The organism is Acidovorax sp. LjRoot74 (assembly GCF_964254355.1).
Classification (GTDB): Bacteria; Pseudomonadota; Gammaproteobacteria; order Burkholderiales; family Burkholderiaceae_C; genus Acidovorax.
On sequence record NZ_CAXUTI020000001.1, the window covers coordinates 5,089,664 to 5,116,084 of the forward strand.

The 26,421-nt window shown below is 63.5% G+C and carries 34 protein-coding genes and 1 tRNA gene; 7 read left to right on the top strand and 28 right to left on the bottom strand.

The genetic code is table 11. The features are described 5' to 3' along the window. Position 1: 1 nt before the first annotated feature. Positions 2-1,216: a sulfite oxidase gene (locus ACSQ3O_RS24160; protein ID WP_436140729.1), complete on the bottom strand. Its 1,215-nt coding sequence runs from the start codon at positions 1,214-1,216 to the stop codon at positions 2-4. Positions 1,217-1,452: 236 nt separating this feature from the next. On the opposite strand from ACSQ3O_RS24160, the gene ACSQ3O_RS24165 reads away from it, so the two are divergent. Both ACSQ3O_RS24165 and ACSQ3O_RS24170 read left to right on the top strand, forming a co-directional pair. After that, entirely contained in the window at positions 1,453-2,646 is a 1,194-nt protein-coding gene (locus ACSQ3O_RS24165; RefSeq protein ID WP_436140730.1) for a rhodanese-like domain-containing protein, read from the top strand. A gap of 94 nt (positions 2,647-2,740) precedes the next feature. Then, the gene (locus ACSQ3O_RS24170; protein WP_137747559.1) at positions 2,741-4,063 is read left to right on the top strand and encodes a hemolysin family protein; all 1,323 of its coding nucleotides are present in this window, start codon (positions 2,741-2,743) and stop codon (positions 4,061-4,063) included. A 59-nt stretch (positions 4,064-4,122) separates the two neighbouring features. Here the strand turns inward: ACSQ3O_RS24170 and ACSQ3O_RS24175 are convergent, their stop codons facing one another. From ACSQ3O_RS24175 to ACSQ3O_RS24200, 6 genes are all read right to left on the bottom strand, one after another. Further along, a complete protein-coding gene (locus tag ACSQ3O_RS24175) occupies positions 4,123-5,457 on the bottom strand; it encodes an FIST signal transduction protein (RefSeq protein ID WP_436140731.1) in 1,335 nt (444 codons plus the stop codon). A 57-nt stretch (positions 5,458-5,514) separates the two neighbouring features. Beyond that, positions 5,515-6,390 (bottom strand): PhaM family polyhydroxyalkanoate granule multifunctional regulatory protein, encoded by an 876-nt coding sequence (locus ACSQ3O_RS24180; RefSeq protein WP_436140732.1) that lies wholly within the window; start codon positions 6,388-6,390, stop codon positions 5,515-5,517. A 101-nt stretch (positions 6,391-6,491) separates the two neighbouring features. Next, positions 6,492-6,998 (bottom strand): copper chaperone PCu(A)C, encoded by a 507-nt coding sequence (locus ACSQ3O_RS24185; protein ID WP_436140733.1) that lies wholly within the window; start codon positions 6,996-6,998, stop codon positions 6,492-6,494. Between the two features lie 60 nt (positions 6,999-7,058). Next, the gene (locus tag ACSQ3O_RS24190) at positions 7,059-7,619 is read right to left on the bottom strand and encodes a YcnI family copper-binding membrane protein (RefSeq protein WP_436140734.1); all 561 of its coding nucleotides are present in this window, start codon (positions 7,617-7,619) and stop codon (positions 7,059-7,061) included. A 14-nt stretch (positions 7,620-7,633) separates the two neighbouring features. After that, a complete protein-coding gene (locus ACSQ3O_RS24195; protein WP_436140735.1) occupies positions 7,634-9,964 on the bottom strand; it encodes a TonB-dependent receptor in 2,331 nt (776 codons plus the stop codon). Positions 9,965-10,047: 83 nt separating this feature from the next. Further along, a complete protein-coding gene (locus tag ACSQ3O_RS24200; RefSeq protein ID WP_436140736.1) occupies positions 10,048-10,416 on the bottom strand; it encodes a DUF2946 family protein in 369 nt (122 codons plus the stop codon). A 124-nt stretch (positions 10,417-10,540) separates the two neighbouring features. Between ACSQ3O_RS24200 and ACSQ3O_RS24205 the strand changes: the two genes are divergently transcribed. Continuing rightward, a complete protein-coding gene (locus ACSQ3O_RS24205) occupies positions 10,541-11,185 on the top strand; it encodes a glutathione S-transferase (RefSeq protein ID WP_436140737.1) in 645 nt (214 codons plus the stop codon). 53 nt (positions 11,186-11,238) lie between these two features. On the opposite strand, the gene ACSQ3O_RS24210 is transcribed toward ACSQ3O_RS24205, so the two are convergent. Then, complete coding sequence (locus ACSQ3O_RS24210; RefSeq protein ID WP_298456022.1) at positions 11,239-12,054, bottom strand: enoyl-CoA hydratase/isomerase family protein; 816 nt, start codon at positions 12,052-12,054, stop codon at positions 11,239-11,241. Positions 12,055-12,221: 167 nt separating this feature from the next. Between ACSQ3O_RS24210 and ACSQ3O_RS24215 the strand changes: the two genes are divergently transcribed. From ACSQ3O_RS24215 to ACSQ3O_RS24225, 3 genes are read left to right on the top strand one after another with little or no spacing between them, the layout of a single operon-like run. Next, positions 12,222-12,593, top strand: coding sequence for a TraR/DksA family transcriptional regulator (locus ACSQ3O_RS24215; RefSeq protein ID WP_298456025.1), 372 nt, complete (start codon positions 12,222-12,224; stop codon positions 12,591-12,593). A 54-nt stretch (positions 12,594-12,647) separates the two neighbouring features. Then, entirely contained in the window at positions 12,648-13,061 is a 414-nt protein-coding gene (locus tag ACSQ3O_RS24220) for a VOC family protein (protein ID WP_436140738.1), read from the top strand. Continuing rightward, the gene (locus tag ACSQ3O_RS24225) at positions 13,058-13,651 is read left to right on the top strand and encodes a MarC family protein (protein WP_436140739.1); all 594 of its coding nucleotides are present in this window, start codon (positions 13,058-13,060) and stop codon (positions 13,649-13,651) included. The genes ACSQ3O_RS24220 and ACSQ3O_RS24225 overlap by 4 nt, the downstream gene beginning before the upstream one ends. A 36-nt stretch (positions 13,652-13,687) precedes the next feature. Here ACSQ3O_RS24225 and ACSQ3O_RS24230 read toward each other — a convergent pair whose 3' ends face one another. Next, positions 13,688-14,236 (bottom strand): Rrf2 family transcriptional regulator, encoded by a 549-nt coding sequence (locus ACSQ3O_RS24230; protein WP_137747548.1) that lies wholly within the window; start codon positions 14,234-14,236, stop codon positions 13,688-13,690. A gap of 169 nt (positions 14,237-14,405) precedes the next feature. Here ACSQ3O_RS24230 and nhaR point away from each other — a divergent pair, with 169 nt between their 5' ends. Beyond that, positions 14,406-15,302 carry a transcriptional activator NhaR gene (gene nhaR / locus ACSQ3O_RS24235; protein WP_436140740.1) on the top strand — a complete coding sequence of 299 codons (897 nt, stop codon included), beginning with the start codon at positions 14,406-14,408 and terminating at the stop codon, positions 15,300-15,302. A 275-nt stretch (positions 15,303-15,577) separates the two neighbouring features. Here the strand turns inward: nhaR and ACSQ3O_RS24240 are convergent. The 19 genes from ACSQ3O_RS24240 to ACSQ3O_RS24330 all read right to left on the bottom strand — a co-directional run bounded on the left by ACSQ3O_RS24240 (position 15,578) and on the right by ACSQ3O_RS24330 (position 26,342). Then, positions 15,578-15,654, bottom strand: a tRNA-Met gene (locus ACSQ3O_RS24240). A 22-nt stretch (positions 15,655-15,676) separates the two neighbouring features. Beyond that, a complete protein-coding gene (gene rplQ, locus ACSQ3O_RS24245) occupies positions 15,677-16,069 on the bottom strand; it encodes a 50S ribosomal protein L17 (protein ID WP_063462385.1) in 393 nt (130 codons plus the stop codon). Between the two features lie 158 nt (positions 16,070-16,227). Further along, entirely contained in the window at positions 16,228-17,220 is a 993-nt protein-coding gene (locus ACSQ3O_RS24250) for a DNA-directed RNA polymerase subunit alpha (protein WP_137747546.1), read from the bottom strand. 115 nt (positions 17,221-17,335) lie between these two features. After that, positions 17,336-17,959 (bottom strand): 30S ribosomal protein S4, encoded by a 624-nt coding sequence (gene rpsD / locus ACSQ3O_RS24255; RefSeq protein ID WP_026435318.1) that lies wholly within the window; start codon positions 17,957-17,959, stop codon positions 17,336-17,338. A gap of 92 nt (positions 17,960-18,051) precedes the next feature. Next, positions 18,052-18,456, bottom strand: coding sequence for a 30S ribosomal protein S11 (gene rpsK, locus ACSQ3O_RS24260; protein ID WP_005793662.1), 405 nt, complete (start codon positions 18,454-18,456; stop codon positions 18,052-18,054). 16 nt (positions 18,457-18,472) lie between these two features. Further along, positions 18,473-18,838, bottom strand: coding sequence for a 30S ribosomal protein S13 (rpsM, locus tag ACSQ3O_RS24265; protein ID WP_008906516.1), 366 nt, complete (start codon positions 18,836-18,838; stop codon positions 18,473-18,475). Between the two features lie 23 nt (positions 18,839-18,861). Continuing rightward, complete coding sequence (gene rpmJ, locus ACSQ3O_RS24270; protein WP_005793651.1) at positions 18,862-18,975, bottom strand: 50S ribosomal protein L36; 114 nt, start codon at positions 18,973-18,975, stop codon at positions 18,862-18,864. Between the two features lie 146 nt (positions 18,976-19,121). Continuing rightward, positions 19,122-20,441 carry a preprotein translocase subunit SecY gene (gene secY, locus ACSQ3O_RS24275; RefSeq protein WP_063462384.1) on the bottom strand — a complete coding sequence of 440 codons (1,320 nt, stop codon included), beginning with the start codon at positions 20,439-20,441 and terminating at the stop codon, positions 19,122-19,124. 24 nt (positions 20,442-20,465) lie between these two features. Further along, positions 20,466-20,897 (bottom strand): 50S ribosomal protein L15, encoded by a 432-nt coding sequence (gene rplO / locus ACSQ3O_RS24280; protein WP_137747545.1) that lies wholly within the window; start codon positions 20,895-20,897, stop codon positions 20,466-20,468. A gap of 10 nt (positions 20,898-20,907) precedes the next feature. Next, on the bottom strand, positions 20,908-21,090 hold the full coding sequence (gene rpmD / locus ACSQ3O_RS24285) for a 50S ribosomal protein L30 (RefSeq protein WP_063462383.1): 183 nt from the start codon (positions 21,088-21,090) through the stop codon (positions 20,908-20,910). A gap of 14 nt (positions 21,091-21,104) precedes the next feature. Then, positions 21,105-21,623, bottom strand: a complete 519-nt coding sequence (gene rpsE / locus ACSQ3O_RS24290; protein WP_034711783.1) for a 30S ribosomal protein S5 — start codon at positions 21,621-21,623, stop codon at positions 21,105-21,107. Between the two features lie 17 nt (positions 21,624-21,640). Further along, positions 21,641-22,006: a 50S ribosomal protein L18 gene (rplR, locus tag ACSQ3O_RS24295; protein ID WP_005793639.1), complete on the bottom strand. Its 366-nt coding sequence runs from the start codon at positions 22,004-22,006 to the stop codon at positions 21,641-21,643. An 11-nt stretch (positions 22,007-22,017) separates the two neighbouring features. Further along, entirely contained in the window at positions 22,018-22,551 is a 534-nt protein-coding gene (gene rplF / locus ACSQ3O_RS24300) for a 50S ribosomal protein L6 (RefSeq protein ID WP_137747544.1), read from the bottom strand. A gap of 25 nt (positions 22,552-22,576) precedes the next feature. Next, on the bottom strand, positions 22,577-22,972 hold the full coding sequence (gene rpsH, locus ACSQ3O_RS24305; RefSeq protein WP_008906523.1) for a 30S ribosomal protein S8: 396 nt from the start codon (positions 22,970-22,972) through the stop codon (positions 22,577-22,579). A gap of 20 nt (positions 22,973-22,992) precedes the next feature. Beyond that, positions 22,993-23,298 carry a 30S ribosomal protein S14 gene (rpsN, locus tag ACSQ3O_RS24310; protein ID WP_007861712.1) on the bottom strand — a complete coding sequence of 102 codons (306 nt, stop codon included), beginning with the start codon at positions 23,296-23,298 and terminating at the stop codon, positions 22,993-22,995. Between the two features lie 8 nt (positions 23,299-23,306). After that, complete coding sequence (gene rplE, locus ACSQ3O_RS24315) at positions 23,307-23,846, bottom strand: 50S ribosomal protein L5 (protein ID WP_063462381.1); 540 nt, start codon at positions 23,844-23,846, stop codon at positions 23,307-23,309. 9 nt (positions 23,847-23,855) lie between these two features. Beyond that, positions 23,856-24,176 carry a 50S ribosomal protein L24 gene (gene rplX / locus ACSQ3O_RS24320; protein ID WP_108618710.1) on the bottom strand — a complete coding sequence of 107 codons (321 nt, stop codon included), beginning with the start codon at positions 24,174-24,176 and terminating at the stop codon, positions 23,856-23,858. 9 nt (positions 24,177-24,185) lie between these two features. Beyond that, entirely contained in the window at positions 24,186-24,554 is a 369-nt protein-coding gene (gene rplN, locus ACSQ3O_RS24325) for a 50S ribosomal protein L14 (RefSeq protein WP_007861702.1), read from the bottom strand. A 195-nt stretch (positions 24,555-24,749) separates the two neighbouring features. Continuing rightward, positions 24,750-26,342 (bottom strand): FAD-dependent oxidoreductase, encoded by a 1,593-nt coding sequence (locus ACSQ3O_RS24330; protein WP_436140741.1) that lies wholly within the window; start codon positions 26,340-26,342, stop codon positions 24,750-24,752. Between the last annotated feature and the right edge of the window lie 79 nt (positions 26,343-26,421).

Consider the following 26,421-nt stretch of genomic DNA (forward strand, 5'->3'; position numbering starts at 1 on the left):
GTCAGGCGACGGTCACGGTGACAGCGTGGTCGCGCCAGCTGGCGTTGTTGTAGCCGCCCAGGTTTTCCTCGCGCTGCTCGGCCTGCACATTGCCCGCCGTGTCGGTGGCGCGGCTGGCCAGCACATGGCTGCCCGCCTCCAGGCGCACGGGCAGCGCAAACTGTCGCCAGGCAAACGGGCCCAGGTCGGGGCCGATGAGCTTGGCCGCCTGCCAGGTCTTGCCACCATCAACCGACACCTCCACGCCCTTGATGCCGCGTGTGCCACCAAATGCCACGCCATGCACCTGCACCTGGCCGGGCTTGAGTGCGCCCTTGTCGGGCAGCGGGCCGTTGATCCAGGACTTCACCCCCATCTCCCAGACCGAAGGCTGGTCGGGGCTGGCCTTGCTGCCGGGCGGCGACATGCGGTAGCCGTGCGACATGATGCGTGCCTGCGACTGCGCGCTGCCAAAGGCCACGCGCTTGACGTACTTGATGTTGTTCACGCCCTGGTAACCGGGCACCACCAGCCGCAGCGGGCCGCCATGGGCCAGCGACAGCGGCTCGCCGTTCATCTCCCAGGCCAGCAGCGCATCGTCCATCGCCTTCACGGGCACCGAGCGCTCTACCAGCACGGTGAGCGGGTCCACGCCCTCGGGCAGTTTCTCGCCGCCCGTGCCGGTCAGGTAGGCCGCGCCGTCGGCCAGCCCGCCCAGAGCCGCCACCACATTGCGCAGCGGCACGCCACTCCAGACCACACAGCCCGCAGCACCCACCGACCAGGGTGTGCCGCTGGGCTTGCTGGGGAAAAAGCCCCGGCCGTTGCCCGAGCACTGCAGCACGGTGGCCACGGTTTCCACGCCCAGGGTCTTGAGTTCGGCCAGTGTCAGGCTGCGCGGGTTCTTGACCCCTTCGATCGCCACGGTCCAGCCATCGCGGTTGTCGAGGATGGCGGCATCGGGTGCGGGCAGGTTGTTGCGCACATACAGCTGGTTGGAGGGCGTGATGACGCTGGTGCCGAATGCAGAGCGCCGCGTCTCCAGCGTGCTGGTGCTGTGCACGATGAGGGCGTCTGGTGTCTTCCAGCCTGCATAGGCGGGCAGCGGCTTGACAGCGGCAGCGGTCGCCTGCTGGGCCCGGGCGGTGCCCGTCCATCCGGCCAGGCCCAGCGCGCCCAGGGCGGCAGCGCTTCCGGCCAGCAAATGGCGGCGCGGCAAGGTCGTGGAATGTGTCATGCGAAGGTCTCCGAATGGGGGGTGGAATGGGCAGGCGGAATGGCCCGGCCCGGCGGCAGCCTCCTCAGGCCGACACGGAGGCAGCCCGCATTCTGTGCGGCAGCCCCGGCCCACCGCACGCAACATTGCGTTAACAGAAGTAACAAATACAAAACATCAGAAACATCCGCACGCATGTCAGGCGGCGTGGGCATATTCGCCGCTTCGGCAGAGAGAGAAAGAGAAAGGGCGATGCTATGAACACCTACAAAAACCCCCAGGCCCCCCGCACCCGTCACCACATCCGCCTGGCCGCACTGCTGTGCTGGGGCCTGGGCTGCAGCGCGGCGCTGGCCCAGCTCACGGCCATCGTGGCGGTGGAGCCCACCGCACGCAAGGCCGCGCATTCCATCCTGCGCACGGCGGCCGAGTCGGGCCTGGCCAAGGCCTCGGGCCAGCCCGTGGCCCTGGCCACCAGCGACGACCTGGCCGACGTGATGCGCGCTACCCGCAGCGCGGGCTACGACATCTTCATCGGCCCGGCCCAGGTGGCGGCCTCGGCCCTGCAGCGGGGCTACGAGCTGGTGGGAGCCACCCACAAGTCCGACAAATACCTGCTGGTGGGGCTGGTGCAGATCGACGCCGTGCCCGCCATGAAGGGCCGCAGGCTCTACCTGCCGCAGCAGGACTCCATCTACACCTACATGGCGCGCGGCATGCTCAACGAGGCCGGGCTCTCGTTCCAGGACCTGCGTGCCGTGCAGTATGAAAAGTTTCCCCAGGCGGGCCTCACGGCCCTGACCCTGGGCTCCACCGACGCCACCGTGGTGCGCGAGGACGACTGGGCCGAATGGGCCGCCGCGCACCCCGGCACCGCACGCGTGCTGGCCACCTCGCAGCCGGTGCCCGGGGGGTTCTCGGTGGTCGTAAAGAAGGACCTGCCCGCCGACGCGCGCAACCGGCTGGCCCAGTGGTTTGGCGCCACGCCCGCCTCCACCGGCCTGCCACCCGTCACCTTGCGCCCCGAAGCCAACGAATACCGCCGGGTGGCCGAGCTGGGCCTGTTCACCCCCACCAGCCTGCCCGGGGTGAGCCGCATCACCGCACGCGAGGCCCAGACCCTGCTGGCGCAAGGTGCCACCCTGGTGGACACACGCACCGAGAAGGAATTCAAGACCAAACGCATCCGGGGCGCCGTGTTTGCGGCCTACGTGGAAAAAAGCCTCAAGGATGTGGCGTTCAACGCTGCGCAGGATGACTTCCAGGCGCTGGACAAGCTGCCCAAGCTGGACAAGGCCCAGCCCGTGATCTTTGCCTGCAACGGCGCCGAATGCTGGAAGTCCTACAAGGCCGCCAAGGTGGCCGCTGCCAAGGGCTTCAAATCGGTGTACTGGCTGCGCGGCGGCCTGCCCGAGTGGGATGCCATGGGCCTGCCCACCGAAGGCGGCTGAGTGGGCCCCCGACCCTGCGGAAAAATGGGGCGCTCGCCCCTTCCGTACAATCGCTTGCAACTCAACACCCAAGGGCGCGCAAGGCGCCCTTTGTATGGAAATAGCAATACTGTTCGCCCTCATCTGTCTCAACGGCCTGTTTGCCATGTCAGAAATTGCTCTGGTCACGGCCCGCAAAGCCCGATTGCAAAAGCTGATTGATGAGGGCGACAGCGGTGCCGCCGCTGCCGTGAAGCTGGGCGAAGACCCCACGCGTTTTCTCTCCACCATCCAGATCGGCATCACGTCGATCGGCGTGCTCAACGGTATCGTGGGCGAGGCCGCACTGGCCGCCCCGCTGGCCGCCTGGCTGGAGCGCCTGGGCGTGCCGCTTCCTTACGGGGGCTATGCGGCCACCGGCCTGGTGGTGGTGCTGATCACGTACTTCTCCATCGTGGTGGGCGAGCTGGTGCCCAAGCGCATCGGCCAGTCGTACCCCGAGACCTTTGCGCGCCTGGTGGCGCGACCCATCAACCTGCTGGCGCTGGCGACGAAGCCGTTTGTACTGCTGCTGTCCACCTCCACCCGCACGCTGCTGCGCCTGTTGGGCGTCAAGGAAACCAGCGGCAGCCCGGTGACGGAGGAAGAAATCCACGCCATGCTGGTCGAAGGCACCACCGCCGGTGTGATCGAGTCGCACGAGCACACCATGGTGCGCAATGTGTTCCGCCTGGACGACCGCCAGATCGGCTCGCTGATGGTGCCGCGCGGCGACGTGGTGTGCCTGGACATCGACGCTCCGTTCGAAGAGACGCTGCAGCGCATCGAAGAATCCGACCACGCGCGCTTCCCGGTGGTGCGTGGCGGCATGGACAACATCCTGGGCGTGATCAACGCCCGCCAGTGGATGGCCAAGGCCCTGCGCGACCGCAGCCAGGGACTGACCCAGCAGGCGCTGCAAACGGCGCTGTATGTGCCCGAAACCATCACCGGCATGGAGTTGCTGGACAACTTTCGCCTGTCGGATGTGCACATGGCGTTCGTGATCGATGAATACGGCGAGGTGCAGGGCATCGTCACGCTGCAGGACCTGATCGAGGCAATCACCGGCGAGTTCCAGCCGCGCGACCCCGAGACCTCGTGGGCGCTGCAGCGCGAAGACGGCAGCTGGCTGCTGGACGGCCACATCCCCGTGCCCGAGCTGAAAGACCGCCTGGGCCTCGACGCCGTGCCCGAGGAAGAACGCGGCCGCTACCACACGCTCAGCGGCATGATCATGCTGCTGACAGGCCGCCTGCCCAAGGTGACTGACACCGTGCAGTGGGAGGACTGGCGGCTGGAAGTGGTGGACATGGATGGCAAGACCATCGACAAGATCCTGGCCACGCGGCTCACACCCGAAGAAAAGGCCGAGACCGACGACAACGGCGCAGGCTGACCGCCGTTGGCGATGGCGGGGGTTGCTGCACGCCAGTCAGCCCCCACCCTTTTCTCACATCAGGACGGTGAGGGTTCGCTGTCCACAAACACGGTCAACACGCCGGTGTAACCGTACAGATGGTGGTGGGCGATCTCGCCGCTCGCAAAGAACCCCGCCAGTGGCACGTCACCCAGCGCGTGGCGCACGATCTGCAGCTCGGCACTGGGCCCGCCAAAATGCGGACCGCCCCGGCCCGAACAGCTCACATAGATCGCGCCGCAAATGCGCCGCCCTGTCTGGGGCGCGCCCTGGGCAGCGGGCAGTCCGGGTGCGGGGGCCGGTCCGCCCTGCGCCCCCAGTGACGATTCCAGCGGTGCGGGCTCCAGTTCCTCGGGCGACAGTTCTTCGCGGATCTCGGCGCAGATGCGCATCAGGTCTGCGCGTGCCGCCGCCACATTGCGCTGGCAGAACGCCAGGTGCATGCCCGCTTCCACCTGGTCGGCCAGGGCCACGCCCCGGCGGCTGCCATCCAGCCCCACGATGTGGCGCACCCGCGTGTCGGTGCCAAAGTGGCCCGTGCGGCGCTGGCCCTGGGGCTGCTCGCCCGCATTCACCAGCCCAGCCAGCGTGGCGCGCACCTTGCGCAGCGCGGGCTGCGGATCGCTCCCATCGAGTGACACCTGCAGCGTGTCGAGCAGCACATCGAGCGCGGGCTCGCCATCAAGCGTGAGCACTACGTTGTCCTGCGCTGCGGTGATGGTGTGCAGAGCGCCCACGGGCTGGCAACCCTGCGTGACGCGCGACACCAGCGCCACCTCGGCATCAAACGCCACGCCCGAGAGACCGCCACCAAACACCCCACTGGCACTGCCCTGCCCGGCCATGTTGCCGTCGCCGCCCACCGCAAACTGCACGCTGGCCGTGCGACTGGCGCTGAGCCCACCAAACAGGTAGCCGGACTCGGTGCGCGCGGCCATCTCGGCCAGCAGCCCGGCCAGCTCGGGCGTGTGGCCATCGGCATGCACCAGCGCGGTGTGGGCCACAAAACCGCTGCCCGGGTGGTGGGCGTGCGTGGGCAGCGGCGCCACGCCCGAGAACACGCGGTACTGGTCGGCAGGCACATCCAGCAGCATGACCGACAGCGCGGGCTCGTCAAAGTATTCGGCGTTGTTGGCCGATACGCCCACGCCCACGGTGCCACTCCAGTCGGTCACCTCGGACAGCTCGGCGCTCAGGTAGTCGAGCAGGGCCTGGGCCTCGTTGCCATAGTGGTCGGTGATATAGAGCAGGCCCAGCGTGGGCGTTGTCGCGTATTCAGGCAGCGCCATCTGGGCGCGCAGCTGCGCCAGCACCAGCGCGGCCGCCATGCGCCACTGCGGGTGGGTGGCGTGGCCGGTGGGGAAGAGTTTCATGGGATGGTCTCCGTGCCGGGGGCATGCGCAGGTGGCGCGCCGCCCGCAAGCGCTGCCTCAGCCCGCTCGCTTGCGGGCGGCCGGGGTGCGGGTGCCGCTGGCCTTCTTGGCGGCAGCCTTGGCGGCGGTTTTTGGGGTGGTGCGCGCTGCTGGCTTCTTGGCCGCAGCAGGCTTTTTGGCGGCCCCCGATATTGCCGCGCGCTTGGCGCCGCCCTGCATGGTCTGCATGCCCTTGGCGGCAAACTGGCTTGCCATACCTGTCGCCGTCTTCAGGGCTTCTTTGGCCAGGCCCGTGGCCATGTTCTTGGTGGTGTCCATGGCGGTCTGCTTGGCCGCGTCCTTCATGGCGTTGGCAGCGATCTGCTGGAACTGGCTGGTGAGCGCACCCCACCACTGCATGGGGTCCACCACGGCGGGCTCGGCGGCGGCCGCAGTTTTGCCCTTGGCTTTGGGCTTGGCTTTGGCGGCAGGTGCGGGCTCGGCGTCGGCCTCTTCCGGGGTTTCTTCTTCAGCAGCGGTACGGCCCGTGACGCGGGCTGCAGCACTGGTCACTGCCTCGGCAGCACCGGTGACGGTGTCGGCCGCTTTCTGCACACCGCTCATCACGGTGTCGGCTGTCTTGAGCTTGAAGGCGTTGGCCACGTCGCCCATGCTGAAGTTCATGCCCTTGAGCGTGGCCAGGGTCATCTTCTGCACTTCCAGCGCCTGGATGGTGGCGGCCAGCGCGCGCGAGTTCTGCTCCAGCCAGAACTGCACGGCCTTCAGCTCTTCGATGCGCTTTTCCAGCTCTTCCACGCTGATGGTGGGGGCCACCCAGTTGGAGAGGTTGGGCAACTGCGGAATGCTGCTGGACGCCCCCTTGGCCAGGCTTTGCAGAAAGTCAAAACCGGGGACGAATTTGCCGAAACCGAAGTTGTTGGATGTGTCGCTCATGGCCGCTCCGCAAGAGGTGGATCTGGGTGGGTCTGTGATGGGGTCACAGCTTACTCCAATGCGTCGCGGCCGGAAGGGGCAGATTCCCGCCCCTGCCCCCCTCAGTGCTTGTGGCCGTGCCCGTGGCCTGCAGCGGCTGGTGTCGCAGCGCCGCCAGGCGGCGTGGTGGCCACGGGCACGCTGAGGTTGAGCTTGCTCTCGGTGCCCTTGGCGTCCTGGAACACCAGGGTCAGGGGCACGGCAGTGTCCTTGGCCAGTGGGGCCTTCAGGTCCAGCAGCATGATGTGGTAGCCGCCGGGCTTGAGGTCCACCGCCTTGCCAGCGGGCAGCTCCAGCGCGGGGATGGCGCGCATCTTCATCACGTCGCCGTCCATCTTCATCTCGTGCACCTCGGTCACGCCCGCAGCGGGTGACTCGGCACGCACCAGGCGCGCGCCGTCCTGCGCCGTGAGGCGCATGAACGCGCCCGTGCCCTTTTGGCCCTGCACGCTGGCACGGGCCCAGGCGCCCTCGACCTTGACGGCGGCGGTCTGCGCCCAGGCGGGGACGCTGGCGAATGCAGCGGCGAACGTGGCCACCAGGGCGGCGGTGGGGAGCAGTTTTTTCATGGTGAAAGTTCCTTGTTCAGCAGAGGAAAGGGATGTGTGCAGGCAAAAGGCCACGTTGGATCAGTGATTGTGGGCACCGGCGCCCGCGCCGGGCAGGATTTCCAGCGCGGCGGCTGGGGACTTCAGGTCCGACAGCTTTTGTCCGGCCTTGGGCACCTCCACCCAGTCGTTGCGGCCTTCGGCGCAGGCCTGGCGCACGGGCCAGTACACGGTACCCGCCTGTTCAGGGGCGGTGGCGACCAGCACGAATTCGTCGTAGTGGGCGCTCTGCAGCATGTCGTCTGCGGTCTTGGCCGTCCAGGTCACGCGCACCACGTCTTCGGTGATGCTGCGGCCGTGGCTGGTGTAGGGCAGTGCGAGTTTTTCGCGCTGCACATCCAGCGCCCAGCCCGGCTTGGGCATGGGACGCGCGCCGCGCATGCCTGCCGGGATGCCCACCACAATCTGCCGCGTGGGCGATGCACCACAGCCATGGCCGACCTTGAAGGTGGCCTTGTAGCTGGCGCCTGCCGGGGCGACCTGGTACTCCAGCACCACATGCGCAGATGCAGAGACAAAAAGGCCTCCTGCGCCTGACAGAAAAGCGATCGCAGCTATCTTTTTCATAGTATTGAGAGACATGGGATGTGTTCCTTTCAGAGGCTGACCTTGAGCTCAGCGAGGTAGCTGCGCTGTGGGTAGGGGTGGAAGTTCCAGAACTTGTAGTTGTTGAGGTTGTCGATGCCCACGGCGGCGCTGACCGCTTTGGTGATCTGGTAGCGCACGCGCACATCGGTGGTGAAGTAGCGGCTCGCGCCCTGGTAGGCAAAGCCATTCGGGTCGGAGTTGTCGAGCGTGCTGTACTGCTTTCCGCTGTAGCGCGCGCCCAGGGTGTACGACCATTTGTCGTCGGGCCGGTAGGTGGCCACGGCGGTGGCGCGCCACTCGGGGATACGCGGCTGCCATTGGCCAACGCTGGCCGGGAACTTGTCGTTGCGCGTGATCTTGGAGTCCGTCCAGGTCAGGCTGCTGCCCAGCTCCAGCCCGCGCACGAAGACGTTGGCAGCCTGGTACGACAGCTCCAGCCCCTTGGTGCGGATGGCGTCCACGTTCTGCACGTTGGTCACGTTGGGGGTGGCGAGCACATTGGTCTGCGAGTACAGCGCGTCCTTGGTGCGCTCAAAAAACGCGGTCAGGCGCAGCAGGCCGTTGCCCATGTCGCGCTCGGCCGTCAGCTCGGTGGTCCAGCTCTTTTCGGGCCTCAGGTTCGGATCGTTGTTGATGAGCGTGCCGCTGCCGCTGATGCCGCCCTGGTACAGCTCGGCCACCGTGGGCATGCGCACGGCGCGGCCGGTGGAGGCCTTGAGCACCCACAGGTCGCTGGCCTGATAGGCCACCGCAGCCTTGGGTGAGAAATAGGTTTCGTTGCGCTCGGGGTGGCTCACGGTGGTGGTGGCATTGCCGGTCTGGCCGTTGCTGGCGCTCCAGCGTTCGGCGCGGGCGCCCAGCACGGCCTTCCACTTCGGCGCGATCTTCCAGGTGTCTTGCGCCCACAGACCCAGCAGCTGGGTGTCGCCGTTGAAGGCCTGGTTGCGGGCGCCTGTTGCGCCGTTGATCCAGTTGTTGGTGGCGTTATCCACGGTGCGCAGCTGGTAGCTGTCGCGCTGCAGGCCAAAGTCCACAATGTGCGCGCCCTGCACGCCATCGGGCCGCCAGATGCCCTTGGCAGCCAGCGTGTTCCAGCCCGTGCCCTTGCTGTTGACGATGCGCCCGGCCCCGCCGTTCAGCGCCGCAGGCAACGCCACGGTGGCGGCGCACAGGGTGTCGGTCTGGTAGTCGTACAGGCTGGCGGCCACCTCCCAATCAAACACGCCTTGCGTGCGGCTCTTGACCGACAGGCCGTGCATGAAGTGCGTGAGGTCTTCGTTGGAAACGTTGAAGTCGGTGGGCGTGAGCGCAAACGAGCGGCCATTGATGTTGACCGTACCGCCGTACACCGCATTGCCATTGGCGTCGCGCAGGTAGCTCACGGGGCGCCCTTCGGATTCGTTGTGCCACCAGCCGAAGGTGTAGGCCGCGCGCACGGTGGGCGAGAGGTCGTAGGCGATCTTGGCCTTGATGTGGTCTTGCTGCGTGTGGTACTGCGTGGCCGTGCCCAACAGGTACCAGGGCTGGTTGCTGCGGTTGTTGCCCAGCACCGCGCCCGTCACGGGTGTGCCCGCACTGCCCAGGGTGCCTGCGGACACCAGGCGCGTGGGGAACGTGAGCGGCTGGCCTTCGCTGTCGGTCTTGTTGAAGTTGATGAACCAGGACCAGTCACCGTTCTTGTTGCCCACGGAGGCGCTGACTTGCTTGCCCCCGTAGGTGCCGTTGGTGTTGTACAGGTCGAATGGCTGGTGCTGGTAGCTGACCTGCCCGTGCGCCTCAAACTTTGTCGGCATGCGGGTGACGTAGTCCACCACCGCGCCCACAGAGTTGCCTGGGTACGCGGCAGAGAACGGGCCGTAGAGCACGTCCACACGCTCGATCTCCTCGGGCGTAACCAGCATCCAGCGCGGCGCGTTGGTGGGGCCATTGCCCAGGTAGTTGCTCAGCAAAATCCCATCGGCAAACACCATGGACCGCGCCGGGTTGCCCGTGCCCGAGGCGCGGGTGGACAACACGGCGTGGTTGTAGTCGCCGATGTAGCGCTTGCGCACCAGCAGGCTGGGCAGGTACTTGAGGGCGTCTTCGCTGTCGGTGGCGTTGATCGAATGCTCGATCTGCTCACGCGTCACGCCCTCGATGGTGGTGGGGATCTGCGTGGGCAGCGACGTGGGCTGGCCGCCGCTGATGGTGACCACGCCCAGCTCCCTGACGGGGGCGTTGCTGCTGGCCGTGCTGCCAGCGCTGTCAGCGGTCTGGGCAAATGCGGGCGCAGCGCCGGTGAATGTGAGGGCGATGGGAAAGGCACTGGCCACGGCCAGCGCCATGCGGCTTTTGCGCATGGGTTCAACTCCTGAATATCAAACCAAAATGGCCGTCTGCGCGCGATGGACAAGCGCAGACAGCTATCAAATAGATAGCAAAATCAGGAGAAGGCTGGGGGCCCGCGCGGCGGCAGTGGCGCGGCGGTGCGCGCGGCAATGTGCGCAGCGGGGATGGGGCGCAGTGCATGCGCCAGGGGATGGGCCGCAGGCAACTGGGCCTGCGAAGCGGGCGGCGGTGCGCCCACCTGCGCGCACAGGGGGCAGTCGAGCGTGTGGCTCTGCATCTCCTGCGCACCATCGTCGGTCTTGACCAGCAGCTTGATCGCGCCCGAGCCGGAGCAGATCAGCTCCATCGCCTGCGGGTTGACCAGCGGCGACGCCACGGCCACGCCCATGGACACCACAAACCACGCCAGCACCAGGCGGGCGAGCCAGCGAAGGCTGCGGAGGGTTTGCAGGGAGGGCGTCATGGGCGCCTGATTGTAGGTGCCTCCCACTGCAGCGCCTTGACCAGGGTCATCTGCGCGACGGGTCCGGCCCTGGCACCGCCCTAGGATGCGCACAGGCATCCACAACAACACAGGAGACACCCCCATGCTCACGCTCTGCGGTTTTTCGGCCAGTAACTACTACAACAAGGTCAAGCTCGCCCTGCTCGAAAAGGGCCTCCCTTTCAGCGAAGAGCTGGCCTGGGTCGGCGAAACCGACCGCAGCGCCTCGCCCCTGGGCAAGGTGCCCTACCTGCGCACGCCCCACGGCCCGCTGTGCGAATCGGCGGTGATCGCAGACTACATCGAAGCCGCCCACCCCGAGCACCCGCTGATCCCCGCCGATCCCTACCAAGCCGCCAAGGTGCGCGAGCTGATCACCTTTCTGGAGCTGCACCTGGAGCTGGTGGCGCGCAATCTGTACCCCCAGGCGTTCTTCGGCGGCACGGTGAGCGACACCGCCAAGGAGAAGGTGGGCGCGCAACTCACCAAGAACATTGCCGCCTTCGGCCAATTGGCAAAGTTCGGCCCCTATGTGGGCGGCGACAGCTTCACCCTGGCCGACTGCGCGGCCATCGTGCACCTGCCGCTGGTCAGCTCGGCCACCAAGATCATCTATGGCCGCGACTACCTGGCGGACCTGCCCGTGCGCGAGTACCTCACCCGCATGGGCGAGCGGCCCCATGTGCAGCGGGTGAACGCCGACCGCAAGACCAACACCGCTGAAATGCTGGCGAGGCCCAAGAAGTAAGCCCCCGAAGTACGCGCTTCCTGGAGGGCTGCGCGGCGCCGCAGCCGCCGCTGTCAGAACCGGGGCGCGCGCTTCTCGCGCAAGGCCGCGACGCCCTCACGCGCATCGGGCCCGCCGAAGCCCATGAACTCCAGGGCCAGGGAGGTCTCGAACATCGGCCCTGCCTGGCGCAGCCACTGGTTGAGCGCGTGTTTGGTCCAGCGGATGGCGGTCTGCGAGCCGGCGGCCAGGCGGTCGGCCACCTCGTAGGCGCGTGGCAGCAGGTCTGCCTCGTCCACGGCCAGTGAGACGAGGCCGATGCGCTCGGCCTCCTCACCGATCACGGGGTCGCACAAGAGCAGGTAGTACTTGGCCTTGGCCATGCTGCACAGCAGGGGCCAGACGATGGCGGCGTGGTCGCCTGCCGCCACACCCAGGCGGGTGTGGCCGTCCACAATCTTCGCGCCCTTGGCCGCAATCGAGATGTCGGCCAGCAGGCCCGCCACCAGCCCCGCGCCCACGGCCGGGCCGTGGATCGCCGAAACGATGGGCTTGTCGCAGTGCACGATGTTGTAGACGAGGTCGCGCGCCTCTTTCCAGATCCGGCAGCGCACCTCGAAATCCTCGGTCATGTCCTGCACCATGGCCAGGTCGCCGCCGCCCGAAAAGCCCGCGCCTTCGCCGCGCAGCACGGCGCAGCGCACACTGTCGTCGGCACTCACGTCGCGCCAGATCTCGCACAGCTCGCGGTGCCCCAGATGGCCCGCCGTGGGCAGCTTGCCGTTCAGCGCACGCATCTGGATGTCGAGCACCGCGCCCTGCTCGCCACGGCGGACGATGCGCAGGGTTTCGTAGCGTTGGTAGTCGGGCGGGGGTACGGGTGTGGACATGGCAGGTGCGCACAAAGCGCCTGGGGTGGAGGGATCTGACATTGTGGCGGCCCGCAGCCCGGCCACCCCACCGTCCCACTACCCGTTGACCCCGGTCAACACACAACACCGCCCCCAGGCGCACCATGGGGCATACATTCCCATCGGGACCGCACCAGGAGCTTTGCATGGACACGACCCAAGCCGCCCCCTACCGCCAGCTGCTGCTGGCACAACAGGCCTCACTGTTGGCGCAGCTGGCCGAACAGCGCGGCGGCACCATCGGCCGGGCCGAGGCCGCCGCCGCACACTTTGGCCAGTCCGAAGACCCGCGCGCCCAGCGGGCCACAGAGCGTGAACTGGAGTTCGCACTGGACGAACACGAAACCGTTCACCTGGCTGCCGTGGAAGCAGCCCTGGCCCGCGTCGAGGCGGGCACCTATGGCGAGTGCACCGACTGCGGCGCCCACATCACCGCTGCCCGCCTGCACGCCACGCCCGAGGCAGCGCGTTGCGTGCATTGCCAGGAGAAAGCCGAGCAGCACCGCCGCGCGGCCTGAGCCGCCACGCCACACCACGCCTTGAACAGAACCCTGGCTGCTATCCTTCGCCGGATGCGCAGCCTCTTTCACCTCGCCTTCCACGTCACCGATCTCGACGCCGCCCGCCGCTTCTATGGCGGCGTGCTGGGTTGCCAGGAGGGCCGGAGCACCGACACCTGGGTGGATTTCGATTTTTTCGGCCACCAGATCTCGCTGCACCTGGGCACCCCGTTTACCAGTGCCCGTACCGGCCATGTCGACGACCACCTGGTGCCCATGCCCCACTTCGGCGCCATCCTGGAGCTGGCCGACTGGCATGCGCTGGCGGCACGCCTGAAGGCGGCGGATACCGCCTTTGTGCTGGAGCCGCAGGTCCGCTTTGAAGGCCAGCCGGGTGAGCAGTGGACGATGTTCTTCCACGACCCCAGCGGCAACCCGATCGAGATCAAAGGGTTCCGCTCGCTGGACGCGGTGTACGCCACGTGAGCTACACCTTCGCGTCCGCCACCATCCTGCTTCTGCTGATCACGGATCCGCTGGGCAACATCCCCATCTTTGCCAATGCGCTGCGTGGCGTGGCACCCGAGCGCCGGGCGCGGGTGATCCTGCGCGAGGTGCTGATCGCATTTGCGCTGCTGCTGGTGTTCCTGTTCTTCGGTGCGGAGTTTCTGCGGGTGATGAACCTGAGCGATCTGTCACTGCAGATCGCCGGTGCGGTGGTGCTGTTCCTCATCGCGCTGCGCATGATCTTCCCGGCAGCCGTTGGCCCGCAGGCCGAGCTGCCCGGCGAACCGCTGATCGTGCCGCTGGCCATTCCGGCGCTGGCAGGCCCCTCGGCCCTGGCCACGGTGATGCTGCTGGTCGCCCAGGCGCCCGAGCGCAAGCTCGAATGGGTGGGCGCCCTGTGCGTCACCATGGCGGTGTGCGCCATCGTGCTGCTGATGGCCGAGCGCATCCAGCGCCTAGTGGGCGAACGCGTGGTGATGGCGTTTGAGCGCCTGATGGGGCTGATCCTGGTCGCCATTTCGGTGGAAATGCTGCTGCGCGGCATCAAGCAGTTCGCACACCAGCTGTAGCCCGCAGCCTGCGGGGCGCACCGCCCCGGGGCCGATTCAGCGGCGCTGCAGCAAGGGCATGGAGCCCAGCGCAAACACCGAGTTGGGCACCCCCACCCGGGCCATCAGGGGCCGGGGCTTGGGAATGAGCTTGGGCTTGGCTGCCGCAGCGGGGGCTGGGTCTTCAAACGCCACACCTTTTTCGAGCTGCTGGGCCACCAGGTCCTGCAGGGTCACCGATTGCAGGTACTCCATCACACGCAAGTTGAAGGTGGACCACAGGTCACCGGTCATGGACTTGACCTGCGCGGCCTGGCCAGCGCCCAGGTTCTGCAGATCGTCTGCCTTCAGGTTTTCGACTGCCAGGATGATCTCTGCCACCGACACCTGGTCCGCCCGGCGCGCCAGCGTGTAGCCGCCACCGGGCCCGCGCGTGCTGTCTACCAGTCCGGCACGGCGCAGGGCGCTGAACAGCTGCTCCAGGTAGGAAAGGGACGTGCCCTGGCGCGCACTGATGGTGGACAGGGCCACCGGCCGCATCTTCTGGCGCAAGGCCAGATCGGTCATTGCCGACACTGCAAGTTGTCCTCTGGTCGTGATCCGCATCGTTGCTACTCCTTAGAGTCTGTTTTCAAGAACGCTGACAGTTCCTTCGCCGGTGCTGGGAGCCACGGAAAGGACCAAGCCTTCAATGTAGAGATTTTGACACTTCGCGTATATTCGTTTTATTGAGTTTTATTACTCGCTTTTTTCGAAGTGTTTCGCCCACTCTGTCATGAACTTCAAGCACTTGCGGTATTTCTGGACTGCAGCCAAGGCCGGCGGTGTGATGCGTGCCGGGGAACAGTTGCATACGACCCCCCAGACACTGTCCGGGCAAATCAAACAGCTGGAGGAATGGCTGGGCCACGATCTGTTCAGGAAACGAGGCCGTGGCCTGGAACTGACAGCAGAAGGCCGAGTCGCTCTGGGCTATGCCGAGCAGATTTTTGCGCTGGGAGATGAACTGGAAAAGTCCATCCGCCTGTCGCGCGGCCAGGAAAAGCCGCTGGAATTCCGGGTAGGGGTCGCCGACTCGATTGCCAAGTCGGTCGCCTACCACCTGCTGGAACCCTCTTTAGGCATGCCGCAACGGGTGCACATGACTTGCCACGAGGGCAAGTTCCCCGAGTTGATCGCCCAGCTAAGCCTGCACAAGCTCGACTTGGTGCTGGCCGACGAGCCGGTGTCCAAGAAGATCGGGGTAAAGGCCTTCAACCACCCTCTCGGAACCAGCGGCATGAGCTTTTTGTGTGCCCCCAGCCTCCGCGCCCAGCTGGAAGGCCCGTTTCCCCAGTGCCTGCACGGGGCACCCATGCTGATCCAGGGGCCTATGTCGTCCGTGCGACAACAGCTGGACCATTGGCTTAACAAGCACCATCTGCAGCCCCGCCTGGTCGGAGAGTTTGACGACAGCGCACTCATGAACGCATTCGGCCGCCAAGGCAGGGGCGTTTTTACCTCTCCCACGGTGCTGGATGACGAGACCACCGCCCAGTTCGGGGTGGAAGTCATCGGCCGATCCACAGACTTGCTGGAGGAGTTTTTCGCAATTTCTGTCGAGCGGCGAATCACACACCCCTGCGTCGTTGCCATCACCAAAGCGGCCAAGGCGGATCTTTTTGCGCACTGAAAAAAGCCCAGCGCGGCCCGAGCCACATATCCGCTCTACGGACCTAGGGGGATTTATGCCTGGAGGGTGGCTGGGTAGGCAGACAGACAGACTAGACCACGTCGGAGCATCGGATCCGTCAGGTTCACGAGCAACGGCTAACCGCTAAGGCCCAAACCTCACGGAACCGGCGCCTCAGCACGAAACAGGCCGTCTGATCCAGCGCTTAAGCCGACGGCACAAACAAAAACGCCCACTGTTTAGTGGGCGTTTTGTTAAGCGATTACCGCTGTATTTGGTTGCGCGAGAAGGATTTGAACCTCCGACCTTTGGGTTATGAGCCCAACGAGCTACCAGACTGCTCCATCGCGCGGCAAGAAATAAATTATACCCTATTATTCAGCTGCTGCCGAATTATTTTCGGTTTCTGCAGCGCGATCGACCAATTCGACCAGAGCCATAGGCGCATTGTCGCCCACGCGGAAACCCATCTTCAGGATGCGGGTGTAGCCACCGGGGCGCACCTTGAAACGGGGGCCCAGGTCGTTGAAGAGCTTGGTCACGCTGTCACGGTCGCGCAGACGATTGAATGCCAAGCGACGGTTGGCAACAGAGTCTTCCTTGGCCAGGGTGATCATGGGTTCGATCACGCGGCGCAGTTCTTTGGCCTTGGGGACCGTGGTCTTGATGGCTTCGTGCTCGATGAGCGAATTCATCATGTTCTGCAGCATCGCAAGGCGGTGCGAGCTGGTGCGGTTGAGTTTGCGGAGGCCGTGTCCGTGGCGCATGGTGCTTTCCTTCTACTGTCTATTTAATTAAATCGGCCAGCCGTGTCAGGTACTGTCCGAGGCACTGTTCCTTGCTACAGGAACGAAAAGTCCCCCTCGCGGGGGACCTCAAACCGAGTTGCCCTATTTTTCGGGTAACTCAGGATTATAGCGTCAGCTTAGCGCTTGTCCAGGCCTGCTGGTGGCCAGTTCTCGAGCTTCATGCCGAGCGTGAGACCACGCGATGCGAGCACTTCCTTTATTTCGTTGAGCGACTTGCGACCCAGGTTAGGCGTCTTGAGCAGCTCGTTCTCGGTGCGCTGGATCAGATCACCGATGTAGTAGATGTTTTCGGCCTTCAGGCAGTTGGCAGAACGCACCGTCAGTTCCAGCTCGTCCACAGGGCGCAGCAGGATCGGATCGAACGTTGCGCTGCCCCGTGGGCCCGCAGGGGCATCGAACGCAGCCAGTTCGCCACCTTCCAGTTGGGCGAACACGGCCAGCTGCTCCACCAGGATCTTGGCCGATGCACGCACGGCGTCTTCAGCAGTGATAGCGCCGTTGGTCTCGATCTCGACAACCAGCTTGTCCAGGTCCGTACGTTGCTCCACACGGGCGCTTTCCACGGTGTAGCTCACGCGCTTCACGGGGGAGAACGATGCGTCCAGCACGATGCGGCCGATCGACTTGGTCGATTCGTCGGCGTAGCGGCGCAGGTTGCCCGGCACATAGCCACGGCCCTTCTCGACCTTGATCTGCATGTCCAGCTTGCCGCCAGCAGACAGGTTGGCGATCACGTGATCAGGGTTCACGATTTCGACATCGTGAGGGGTCTGGATATCACGGGCCGTCACCACACCTTCGCCGTCCTTGCGCAGGCTCAGCGTGACTTCGTCACGGTTGTGCAGCTTGAACACCACACCCTTGAGGTTCAGAAGGATGTTGACTACATCTTCCTGGACACCGTCGATCGACGAGTACTCATGCAGAACGCCCGCAATGGTGACTTCCGTCGCTGCGTAACCCACCATGGACGAGAGCAGGACGCGCCGGATGGCATTGCCCAGCGTGTGACCGTAGCCACGCTCGAACGGCTCCAGTGCGACCTTGGCACGGTTGTGGCCAAGCTGCTCGACATTGATCGCCTTGGGTTTCAGCAAATTGGTTTGCATTCAGACTTCCTCTCAATACCCCCAGCTCGTTACACCGGTAAGGCTGGTGAAGCGCCTAAACCGCGATGCCTCGCGGTTCAGGGACGGTTTTCTCGAAATACTATGTACCGAGCGATTAGCGCGAGTACAACTCAACGATCAGGGATTCGTTGATGTCGGCACCGAACTCATCACGGTCTGGCGTCTTCTTGAAGATGCCTTCAGCCTTGTCAGCATTCACTTCCACCCAGGCAGGCATACCCACTTGAGCAGCCAGTTGCAGGGCTTCCACAACGCGGGCTTGCTTCTTGGACTTTTCACGCACAGCCACCACGTCGCCGGCCTTGACCAGATACGAAGCGATGTTCACGGACTTGCCGTTCACGGTGATCGCCTTGTGGGACACCAGCTGACGCGCTTCAGCGCGGGTCGAACCGAAACCCATGCGGTACACGACGTTGTCCAGACGCGATTCCAGAAGGAACAGCAGGTTGGCACCGGTGTTGCCCTTCTTGCCGTCGGCGGCTTCGAAGTAGCGGCGGAATTGCTTTTCCAGCACGCCATACATGCGCTTGACTTTCTGCTTTTCACGCAGTTGCAGGCCGTAGTCGGACGTGCGTGCACCGGAGGTACGGCCGTGTTGGCCTGGCTTGGAGTCGAACTTGGACTTGTCGGCGATCGAGCGGCGGGCGCTCTTCAGGAACAGGTCCGTGCCTTCACGGCGGGAGAGTTTGGCCTTGGGGCCGAGGTAACGTGCCACTTGAGCTTCCTTTGTGTCATCTACCGCAAACCATTGCGGGAGCCGCCTGAGGCGCTTGCGCGTTCACAGGCGGCGGTGGGCTTAGAGAGAAATTAGATACGACGACGCTTTTGAGGGCGGCAGCCGTTGTGCGGAACTGGCGTCACATCGGAGATCGACGTGATGCGGATGCCCAGGGCACCCAGCGCACGCACCGAGGACTCGCGACCAGGACCTGGGCCCTTGATCTCGACGTCCAGATTCTTGATGCCTTGGTCGATGGCGGCGCGGCCAGCCACTTCCGAAGCCACCTGGGCTGCGAAAGGCGTGGACTTGCGGGAGCCCTTGAAACCTTGGCCACCGGACGAAGCCCACGACAGAGCATTGCCCTGGCGATCGGTGATCGTGATGATGGTGTTGTTGAACGAGGCGTGCACGTGGGCAATGCCGTCCGAAACGTTCTTCCGGACCTTCTTGCGAACGCGCTGAGCTGCGTTATTGGCAGGAGACTTAGCCATGATGATCTTTCAATCTTTATTTCTTCAGTGCAGCAGCACCCTTGCGCGGACCCTTGCGAGTGCGTGCATTGGTACGGGTGCGCTGACCACGCATTGGCAGACCGCGGCGATGGCGGAAGCCACGATAGCAGCCGATGTCCATCAAACGCTTGATGTTCATCGTGGTTTCGCGGCGCAGGTCACCTTCGATGGTGAACTGCTCGATTTGCTCGCGAATTTTTTCCAGATCGCCGTCCGTCAGATCCTTGATCTTCTTGGAGTAAGCGATACCAGTTGCTTCGCAGATCTTGCGAGCGCGGGTGCGACCAATGCCAAAAATGGCGGTCAAACCGATTTCCGCGTGCTTGTGCGGCGGAATGTTAATGCCAGCGATACGTGCCATATGCGTCCTCTAATACTTTCCAATCAACCTTGGCGCTGCTTGTGACGCAGATCCGTGCAGATCACACGCACCACACCCTTGCGGCGGATGATCTTGCAGTTGCGGCAGATTTTTTTGACCGAAGCCGAAACTCTCATTGCATTCTCCTAAAACTTTTCCATCCGTCCCGGCTGCTTCGCACGGAACACAATTTGTGCCCGCGAAAAATCGTGGGGCGCCAACCTAATCGACATTCAGTCGTTTGCAAGCGGCACCGCCATGCGGCTACCGCTTTCCATCATCCTCAACCGCCAGGATTGCCCTTGAAATTGGCTTTCTTGAGCAGCGATTCGTACTGCTGCGACATCATGTAGTTCTGGACCTGGGCCATGAAGTCCATGGTCACGACCACGATGATCAGCAGCGATGTCCCACCGAAGTAAAACGGAACGTTGTACTTCAAGATCAGAAACTCTGGCAGCAGGCACACGAAGGTGATGTACACGGCACCGGCCAAAGTCAGGCGGACAAGGATTTTATCGATGTAGCGCGCGGTCTGCTCACCTGGGCGAATACCCGGAATGAACGCGCCACTCTTCTTCAGGTTGTCTGCAGTTTCACGGCTGTTGAAAACCAGCGCCGTGTAGAAGAAACAGAAGAAGATGATCGCTGCAGCGTAGAACATCACATAGATGGGCTGACCAGGAGTCAGCGCACCCGAAATGTCCTTCAACCAACGCATCGACTCACCAGCACTGAACCAGTTCACCACCGTTGCAGGCAACAGGATGATCGACGAGGCAAAGATCGGAGGAATCACACCTGCCATGTTCAGCTTGAGGGGCAAGTGCGACGATTGGCCACCGTACACCTTGTTCCCCACCTGACGACGGGCATAGTTCACCAAAATCTTGCGCTGACCACGTTCAACGAACACCACGAAGTAGGTCACCAGACCGACCACGAGGACGATGAAGATGGCAGCCAGTATGCTCATCGCACCTGTACGCACCAGTTCCAGCAGCCCACCAATCGAACTCGGCAAACCCGCAGCGATGCCAGCGAAGATGAGGATGGAAATACCATTCCCCAGACCCCGCTCAGTGATTTGCTCACCCAGCCACATCAGGAACATCGTGCCGGCGGTCAAACTCACCACAGCCGTCAGACGGAAACCAAAGCCAGGGCTCAACACCAAACCGGCCGAGCTTTCCAGCGCCACAGCAATGCCCAGCGACTGGAACAGGGCCAAGCCCAAGGTTCCATAACGGGTGTACTGTGTGATCTTCCGACGACCGGCCTCACCTTCTTTTTTCAGCTGCTCGAACGCGGGCAACACATAGGTCATCAGCTGCATGATGATCGATGCCGAGATGTACGGCATGATCCCCAGAGCGAAAACCGTGAAGCGCGACAGGGCACCACCCGAGAACATGTTGAACAGGTTCAGGATGCCGCCTTGCTGGCCGCTGAAAAGCTGCTGAAGCTGGGCTGGATCGATACCGGGCACAGGGATATGAGCCCCGATGCGATACACGACCAGCGCAAGCAACAGAAAAACCAGACGACGACGCAGGTCGCCGAACTTGCCGGTCTTTGCAATTTGAGCCGCGCTAGTAGCCACAGGTGCTTTCCTTCAGTGTCAGACTCAGGCGACGCTGCCGCCAGCAGCTTCGATGGCTGCCTTGGCACCTGCCGTAGCGCCCACACCGCTCAGCTTGACAGCCTTGGTGAGGGAACCGCTCTTGATCACCTTGACCACCTTGGCCAGCTCACCGATCAGACCGGCTTGCTTGAGCGCCAGGACGTCGACTTCGGCCAGGCCGAGTTGGTCCAGAGCAGTCAGCGTCACTTCTGCATTGAACTTGAGCAGGTGCGACTTGAAGCCGCGCTTGGGCAAGCGACGTTGCAGAGGCATTTGACCGCCTTCGAAACCCACCTTGTGGTAACCACCGGAGCGGGACTTCTGACCCTTGTGACCACGGCCAGCGGTCTTGCCCAGGCCGGAGCCGATACCACGGCCTACACGGCGCTTGGCATGCTTGGCGCCGTCTGCGGGCTTGATGCTATTGAGTTCCATGATCTATCTCTCAGACGATTTTGACCAGGTAGCTGATCTTGTTAATCATGCCGCGCACTTCGGGCGTGTCCTGCAGTTCGCTCACGCTGTTGAGCTTGCGCAGACCCAGGCCACGGACGGTGGCGCGGTGCGATTCCTTGGTGCCAATCGGGCTGCGCACCAGTTGAATCTTGACGGTTTGTTGCGTAGTCATATTCAAACTCCGGTTCAGGCGAAGATGTCTTCGACCGTCTTGCCGCGCTTGGCAGCAACATTCGACGGAGTGGTCGAATTGACGAGCGCATCGAACGTGGCGCGAACCATGTTGTACGGATTGGACGAACCATGGCTCTTGGCCACGATATCGGTCACACCCAGCACTTCGAAGACTGCGCGCATAGGACCGCCGGCGATGATACCGGTACCCTTGGGGGCGGGCGCCATCATCACAACAGCGGCACCATGGTGGCCCGTCACATTGTGGTGAATGGTGCCGTTCTTCAGGGACACCTTGACCATGTTGCGGCGGGCTTCTTCCATCGCCTTCTGCACAGCAGCAGGCACTTCCTTGGACTTGCCCTTGCCCATGCCAACGCGGCCGTCACCGTCGCCAACCACCGTCAGTGCGGCGAAACCGAGAATACGGCCACCCTTCACGACTTTGGTCACGCGGTTGACCGCGATCATTTTTTCGCGCAGACCGTCGTCTTGACCTTCGCTCTGCACTTTGGGTTGAAATTTAGCCATTTTGTATTCCGCTCCGCTTAGAACTGCAGGCCGGCTTCACGGGCTGCGTCGGCCAGGGCCTTGACGCGACCGTGGTAGGCAAAGCCTGCGCGATCAAATGCAACCTTCTCGACGCCTGCTGCCTTCGCCTTTTCAGCGATGCGCTTGCCGATGATCTGGGCTGCAGCGGCATTGCCACCCTTGCCCGAACCGCCGAGCGACTTGCGCACATCGGCTTCGGCAGTGGATGCGCTGGCCAGCACCTTGCTGCCGTCGCCGGAAATCACACTGGCGTAGATATGGAGGTTCGTACGGTTCACGGTGAGACGGGCCACGCCTTGCTGTGCAATGCGGATGCGGGTCTGACGCGAACGACGAAGACGCTGCTCTTTCTTGGTCAACATGTTGCAGCTCCTTATTTCTTCTTGGTCTCTTTGATCGTGATCTTTTCGTCCGCATAACGGATGCCCTTGCCCTTGTAAGGCTCGGGAGGACGAACAGCACGGATCTCAGCAGCGATTTGACCGACGCGTTGACGGTCAGCACCCTTGATCACCACTTCCGTGGGGGTCGGGGTAGCCACCGTGATACCAGCGGGCATTTCGATGTTGACCGGATGCGAGTAACCGACAGCCAGATTCAGCTTGGAACCCGAAGCGGCGGCCTTGTAGCCCACGCCCACCAAGCTCAGCTTCTTCTCAAAGCCCTTGCTGACACCGACCACCATGTTGTTGACCAACTGGCGAATCGTGCCGCTCATGGCATTGGCTTCGCGGGAGTCATTGACAGGCTCAAAGCTGAGCTTGCCTTCATTGCTCGACACCTTCACCAGCACGTTTTGTGCAAGCGACAGGACGCCACCAGAACCCTTGACGGAGATCTGGTCATCTTTCACGGACACATCCACACCTGCGGGGATGGTCACGGGCATTTTTCCTACTCGGGACATTTCAGTTTCTCCTCAATGCCGCGGGTTAGGCCACGTAGCACAGCACTTCGCCACCAACACCGGTAGCGCGCGCCTTGCGGTCGGTCATCACGCCCTTGGGCGTCGTGACAATTGCCACACCCAGACCGTTCATGACTTGTGGAATGGAATCACGGCCTTTGTAGACACGCAGACCAGGGCGGCTGACGCGCTCAATGCGCTCAATCACAGGACGGCCTGCGTAGTACTTCAGGGCAATTTCGAGTTCCGACTTGCCAGCTTCGGTTTTCACCTGGAAGCCGTCGATATAACCTTCGTCCTTCAGCACCTGGGCGATGGCGATCTTCACTTTGGAAGAAGGCACCAGAACCGTGGCCTTGGCGACCATCTGTGCATTACGGATGCGGGTCAGCAAGTCAGCGATGGGATCACTCATGCTCATGTTTAATCTCTCCTGCCTGCTTACCAGCTGGCTTTGGTGACACCAGGGATGTCGCCTGCAAAAGCCAGTTCGCGGATCTTGGCGCGAGCCAGACCGAATTGACGGAAGGTGCCGCGTGGACGACCGGTGATTTCGCAACGGTTACGCTGACGCGTAGGGTTGGCATTGCGAGGGAGCTTCTGCAGGCCCAGACGGGCTGCATCACGCTCTTCGTCGCTGCGCTTGGCATCGCCAGCGATCGCCTTCAGTTCCGCATACTTGGTTGCGTACTTGGCTGCCAGTTTTTCGCGCTTCAGTTCGCGCTGGATCAAAGCTACTTTAGCCATGCTTCGCCTCAGTTCTTGAACGGGAAACGGAAACCAGCGAGAAGCGCCTTGGCTTCTTCGTCGGACTTGGCCGTCGTGGTGATGCTGATATTGAGACCGCGCAGGGCGTCAACCTTGTCGTACTCAATTTCAGGGAAGATGATCTGTTCTTTGACGCCGATGTTGTAGTTGCCACGGCCATCAAAAGCGCGGCCAGAGATACCACGGAAGTCGCGAACGCGGGGCAGAGCCACGGTCACGAAACGGTCCAGGAACTCATACATCTGCACGCCACGCAGCGTGACCATGCAACCGATGGCCTGGCCTTCGCGGATCTTGAAACCGGCGATAGCCTTCTTGGCCTTGGTCACAACGGGCTTCTGACCAGCGATCTTGGTCAGATCGGCCACGGCGTTGTCCATCACCTTCTTGTCCGACACGGCTTCGCTCACACCCATGTTGAGGGTGATCTTAGTCAGACGTGGAACCTGCATGGGCGAGGTGTAACCGAACTGCTTGGTCAGCTCGGGGGCGACTTTGTCGCGGTAAATGTCTTGCAGTCGTGCCATGTTTACCCCTTAGGCCGCCTTGATTTCAGCGCCGCTGGACTTGAACACGCGAACGCGCGAACCGTCAGCCTGCACCTTGATGCCCACGCGATCAGCCTTGCCGGTAGCGGCATTGAAGATAGCCACGTTGGACTGGTGGATCGGCATTGCCTTTTCAATGATGCCGCCGGTCGTGCCCTTCATGGGGTTTGGCTTGGCGTGCTTCTTGACGAGGTTGATACCGTCGATGACGAGGTGAGAGTCATCTTTGCGCAGCGACACAGTGCCGCGCTTGCCTTTGTCACGGCCGGTCAGCACGATGACTTCGTCGCCCTTGCGAATCTTGTTCATGGCGCGTCCTTAGAGAACTTCAGGAGCCAGGGACACGATCTTCATGAACTTTTCGGTACGCAGTTCACGCGTCACGGGTCCAAAGATACGAGTGCCGATAGGCTCCAACTTTGCATTCAGCAACACTGCAGCGTTGCCGTCGAATTTGACGAGCGAACCGTCGCCGCGACGAATACCCTTCGCCGTGCGAACCACCACTGCGCTGTAAACCTCGCCTTTTTTGACGCGGCCACGTGGAGCGGCTTCTTTGATGCTCACCTTGATGATGTCGCCCACGCTTGCATAGCGACGCTTCGAGCCACCCAGCACCTTAATGCAAAGGACGGACTTGGCGCCGGTATTGTCGGCAACCTCTAACCGAGATTCTGTCTGGATCATTTCAATATTCCCAACTTGCACCAGAAGACAACAGCCCCAGAGAACTTCTCAAGGGCTGCAAATCAGCCAGTCAGTCTTGGGCCCGTCGTCCGCACCGCAAACCATTTGCAGCACTTCCCGCTGGGCAGAAACTTCACGCTTTGAACGCGAAGCCCTCGATTATGGCAAAGGACTTTTTCGAAGTCAAGTGCTCTATCACAAAGGAGCGTGCAGGTACTGCTGCGCCAGGGCCAGGAAGGCCTCCAGCTGGGGGTCGCCCCCCAGTTCCTCACGCAGGATGCCCGCCACTGACGGGGCCAGCTGGATGGCTTGGCGCGCATCCAGGAACAACAGCCTGGAGCGGCGGGCCAACACATCTTCCACCGTGCGGGCGTATTCATGCCGGGCGGCAAAGCGCACCATTGCCTCGGTCAAGCCACCGCCCAGCTCCGTCTGCGCCCCCGGAATCTCTTGGACAGCAGCCGCCTCGCTGCCATACGAATGCAGCCCCTGGGCGTCACTGATGCGGTGTTTGACAGGCCCCTGGGGCGTGCCCACCAGGGGCAGGTGGTTGGTTGCCCCCGCTGGCTTTTCCGGCAGCAGGCCCGTGGTGAAGCATTTTTGCAACACATCCTCGGCCATGGCCCGATAGGTGGTCCATTTGCCCCCGGTCACGGTGATCAGCCCGCTGCGACTGGCCAGCACGGTGTGCTCGCGGCTGATCTTCTTGGTGTTGTCGCCATCGTCGTCCTGCGGCTTCACCAGGGGGCGCAGGCCCACCCAGATGCTGCGGATGTCCTCGGCCTTGGGGGCACGGGTGAGATAGCGGGCGGATTCTTCCAGGATGAAGCGGACTTCCTCTCGGAAGGGCTCCGGCTCCCGCACGATGTCCTGGCGCGGACTGTCGGTGGTGCCCAGGATGAGCTTGCCCAGCCACGGCACGGCAAACAGCACCCGGCCGTCGGCCGTCTTGGGCACCATCAAGGCGTGGTCGGAAGGCAAGAACTCCCGGTCCACCACGATGTGCACCCCCTGGCTGGGCGCCACGATGGGCTTGACGGGGCGGCCAATCGCCTCGCCATCCATCTGGCGCAGGGCGTCCACCCACACGCCCGTGGCATTCACCACCGTGCGGGCGCGCACCGTGAACTGCTGCCCGCTGTCGGCGTCCTCGCACACAAAACCGGCGACCTTCCCCGCCTCGTGCACCAGCGCACGCGCCGGGCAGTAATTGACCACCAGGGCGCCCAGGCTGGCCGCCGTGCGTGCCAGCGCCAATGCCAGACGGGCATCGTCGAACTGCCCGTCCCAGTATTTGACCCCACCCTTGAGCCCCTCGGTACGGGCCGTCGGCAGGCATTCGATGGTGCGGGCGCGCCCCAGGAACTGGGTGGACCCCAGCCCGGCCTTGCCCGCCAGGGCGTCATACATCACAAGCCCTGCACCATAAAACGGCGTCTCCCAGAAACGGTACGACGGCATCACAAACGGCAGGGGCTGCGCCAGGTGGGGCGCGTTGTGCAACAGGGTCGTGCGCTCATGCAGCGCTTCGCGCACCAGGGCGATGTTGCCCTGCGCCAGATAGCGAACCCCGCCATGCACCAGCTTGGTGGCGCGGGACGAGGTCCCTTTGGCGAAGTCGTGCGAATCCACCAGGACCACGCTGAAACCGCGTGCCGCCGCATCCAGCGCAACCCCCAACCCCGTCGCCCCCCCGCCGATCACGGCGAGGTCATAGTGGTGCGGCTGGGCCAGACGGGCCAGCAGGTCGGCACGTCGCGTAGGAAGGGGGGCAGAGGCAGTGGTCATGGGGGTGATTGTCCATGGGCGGGGCAAGAATTAAGGGTTTACCCTTGAATTCTTGACACTTCCGGAGAGAAAACCCCCC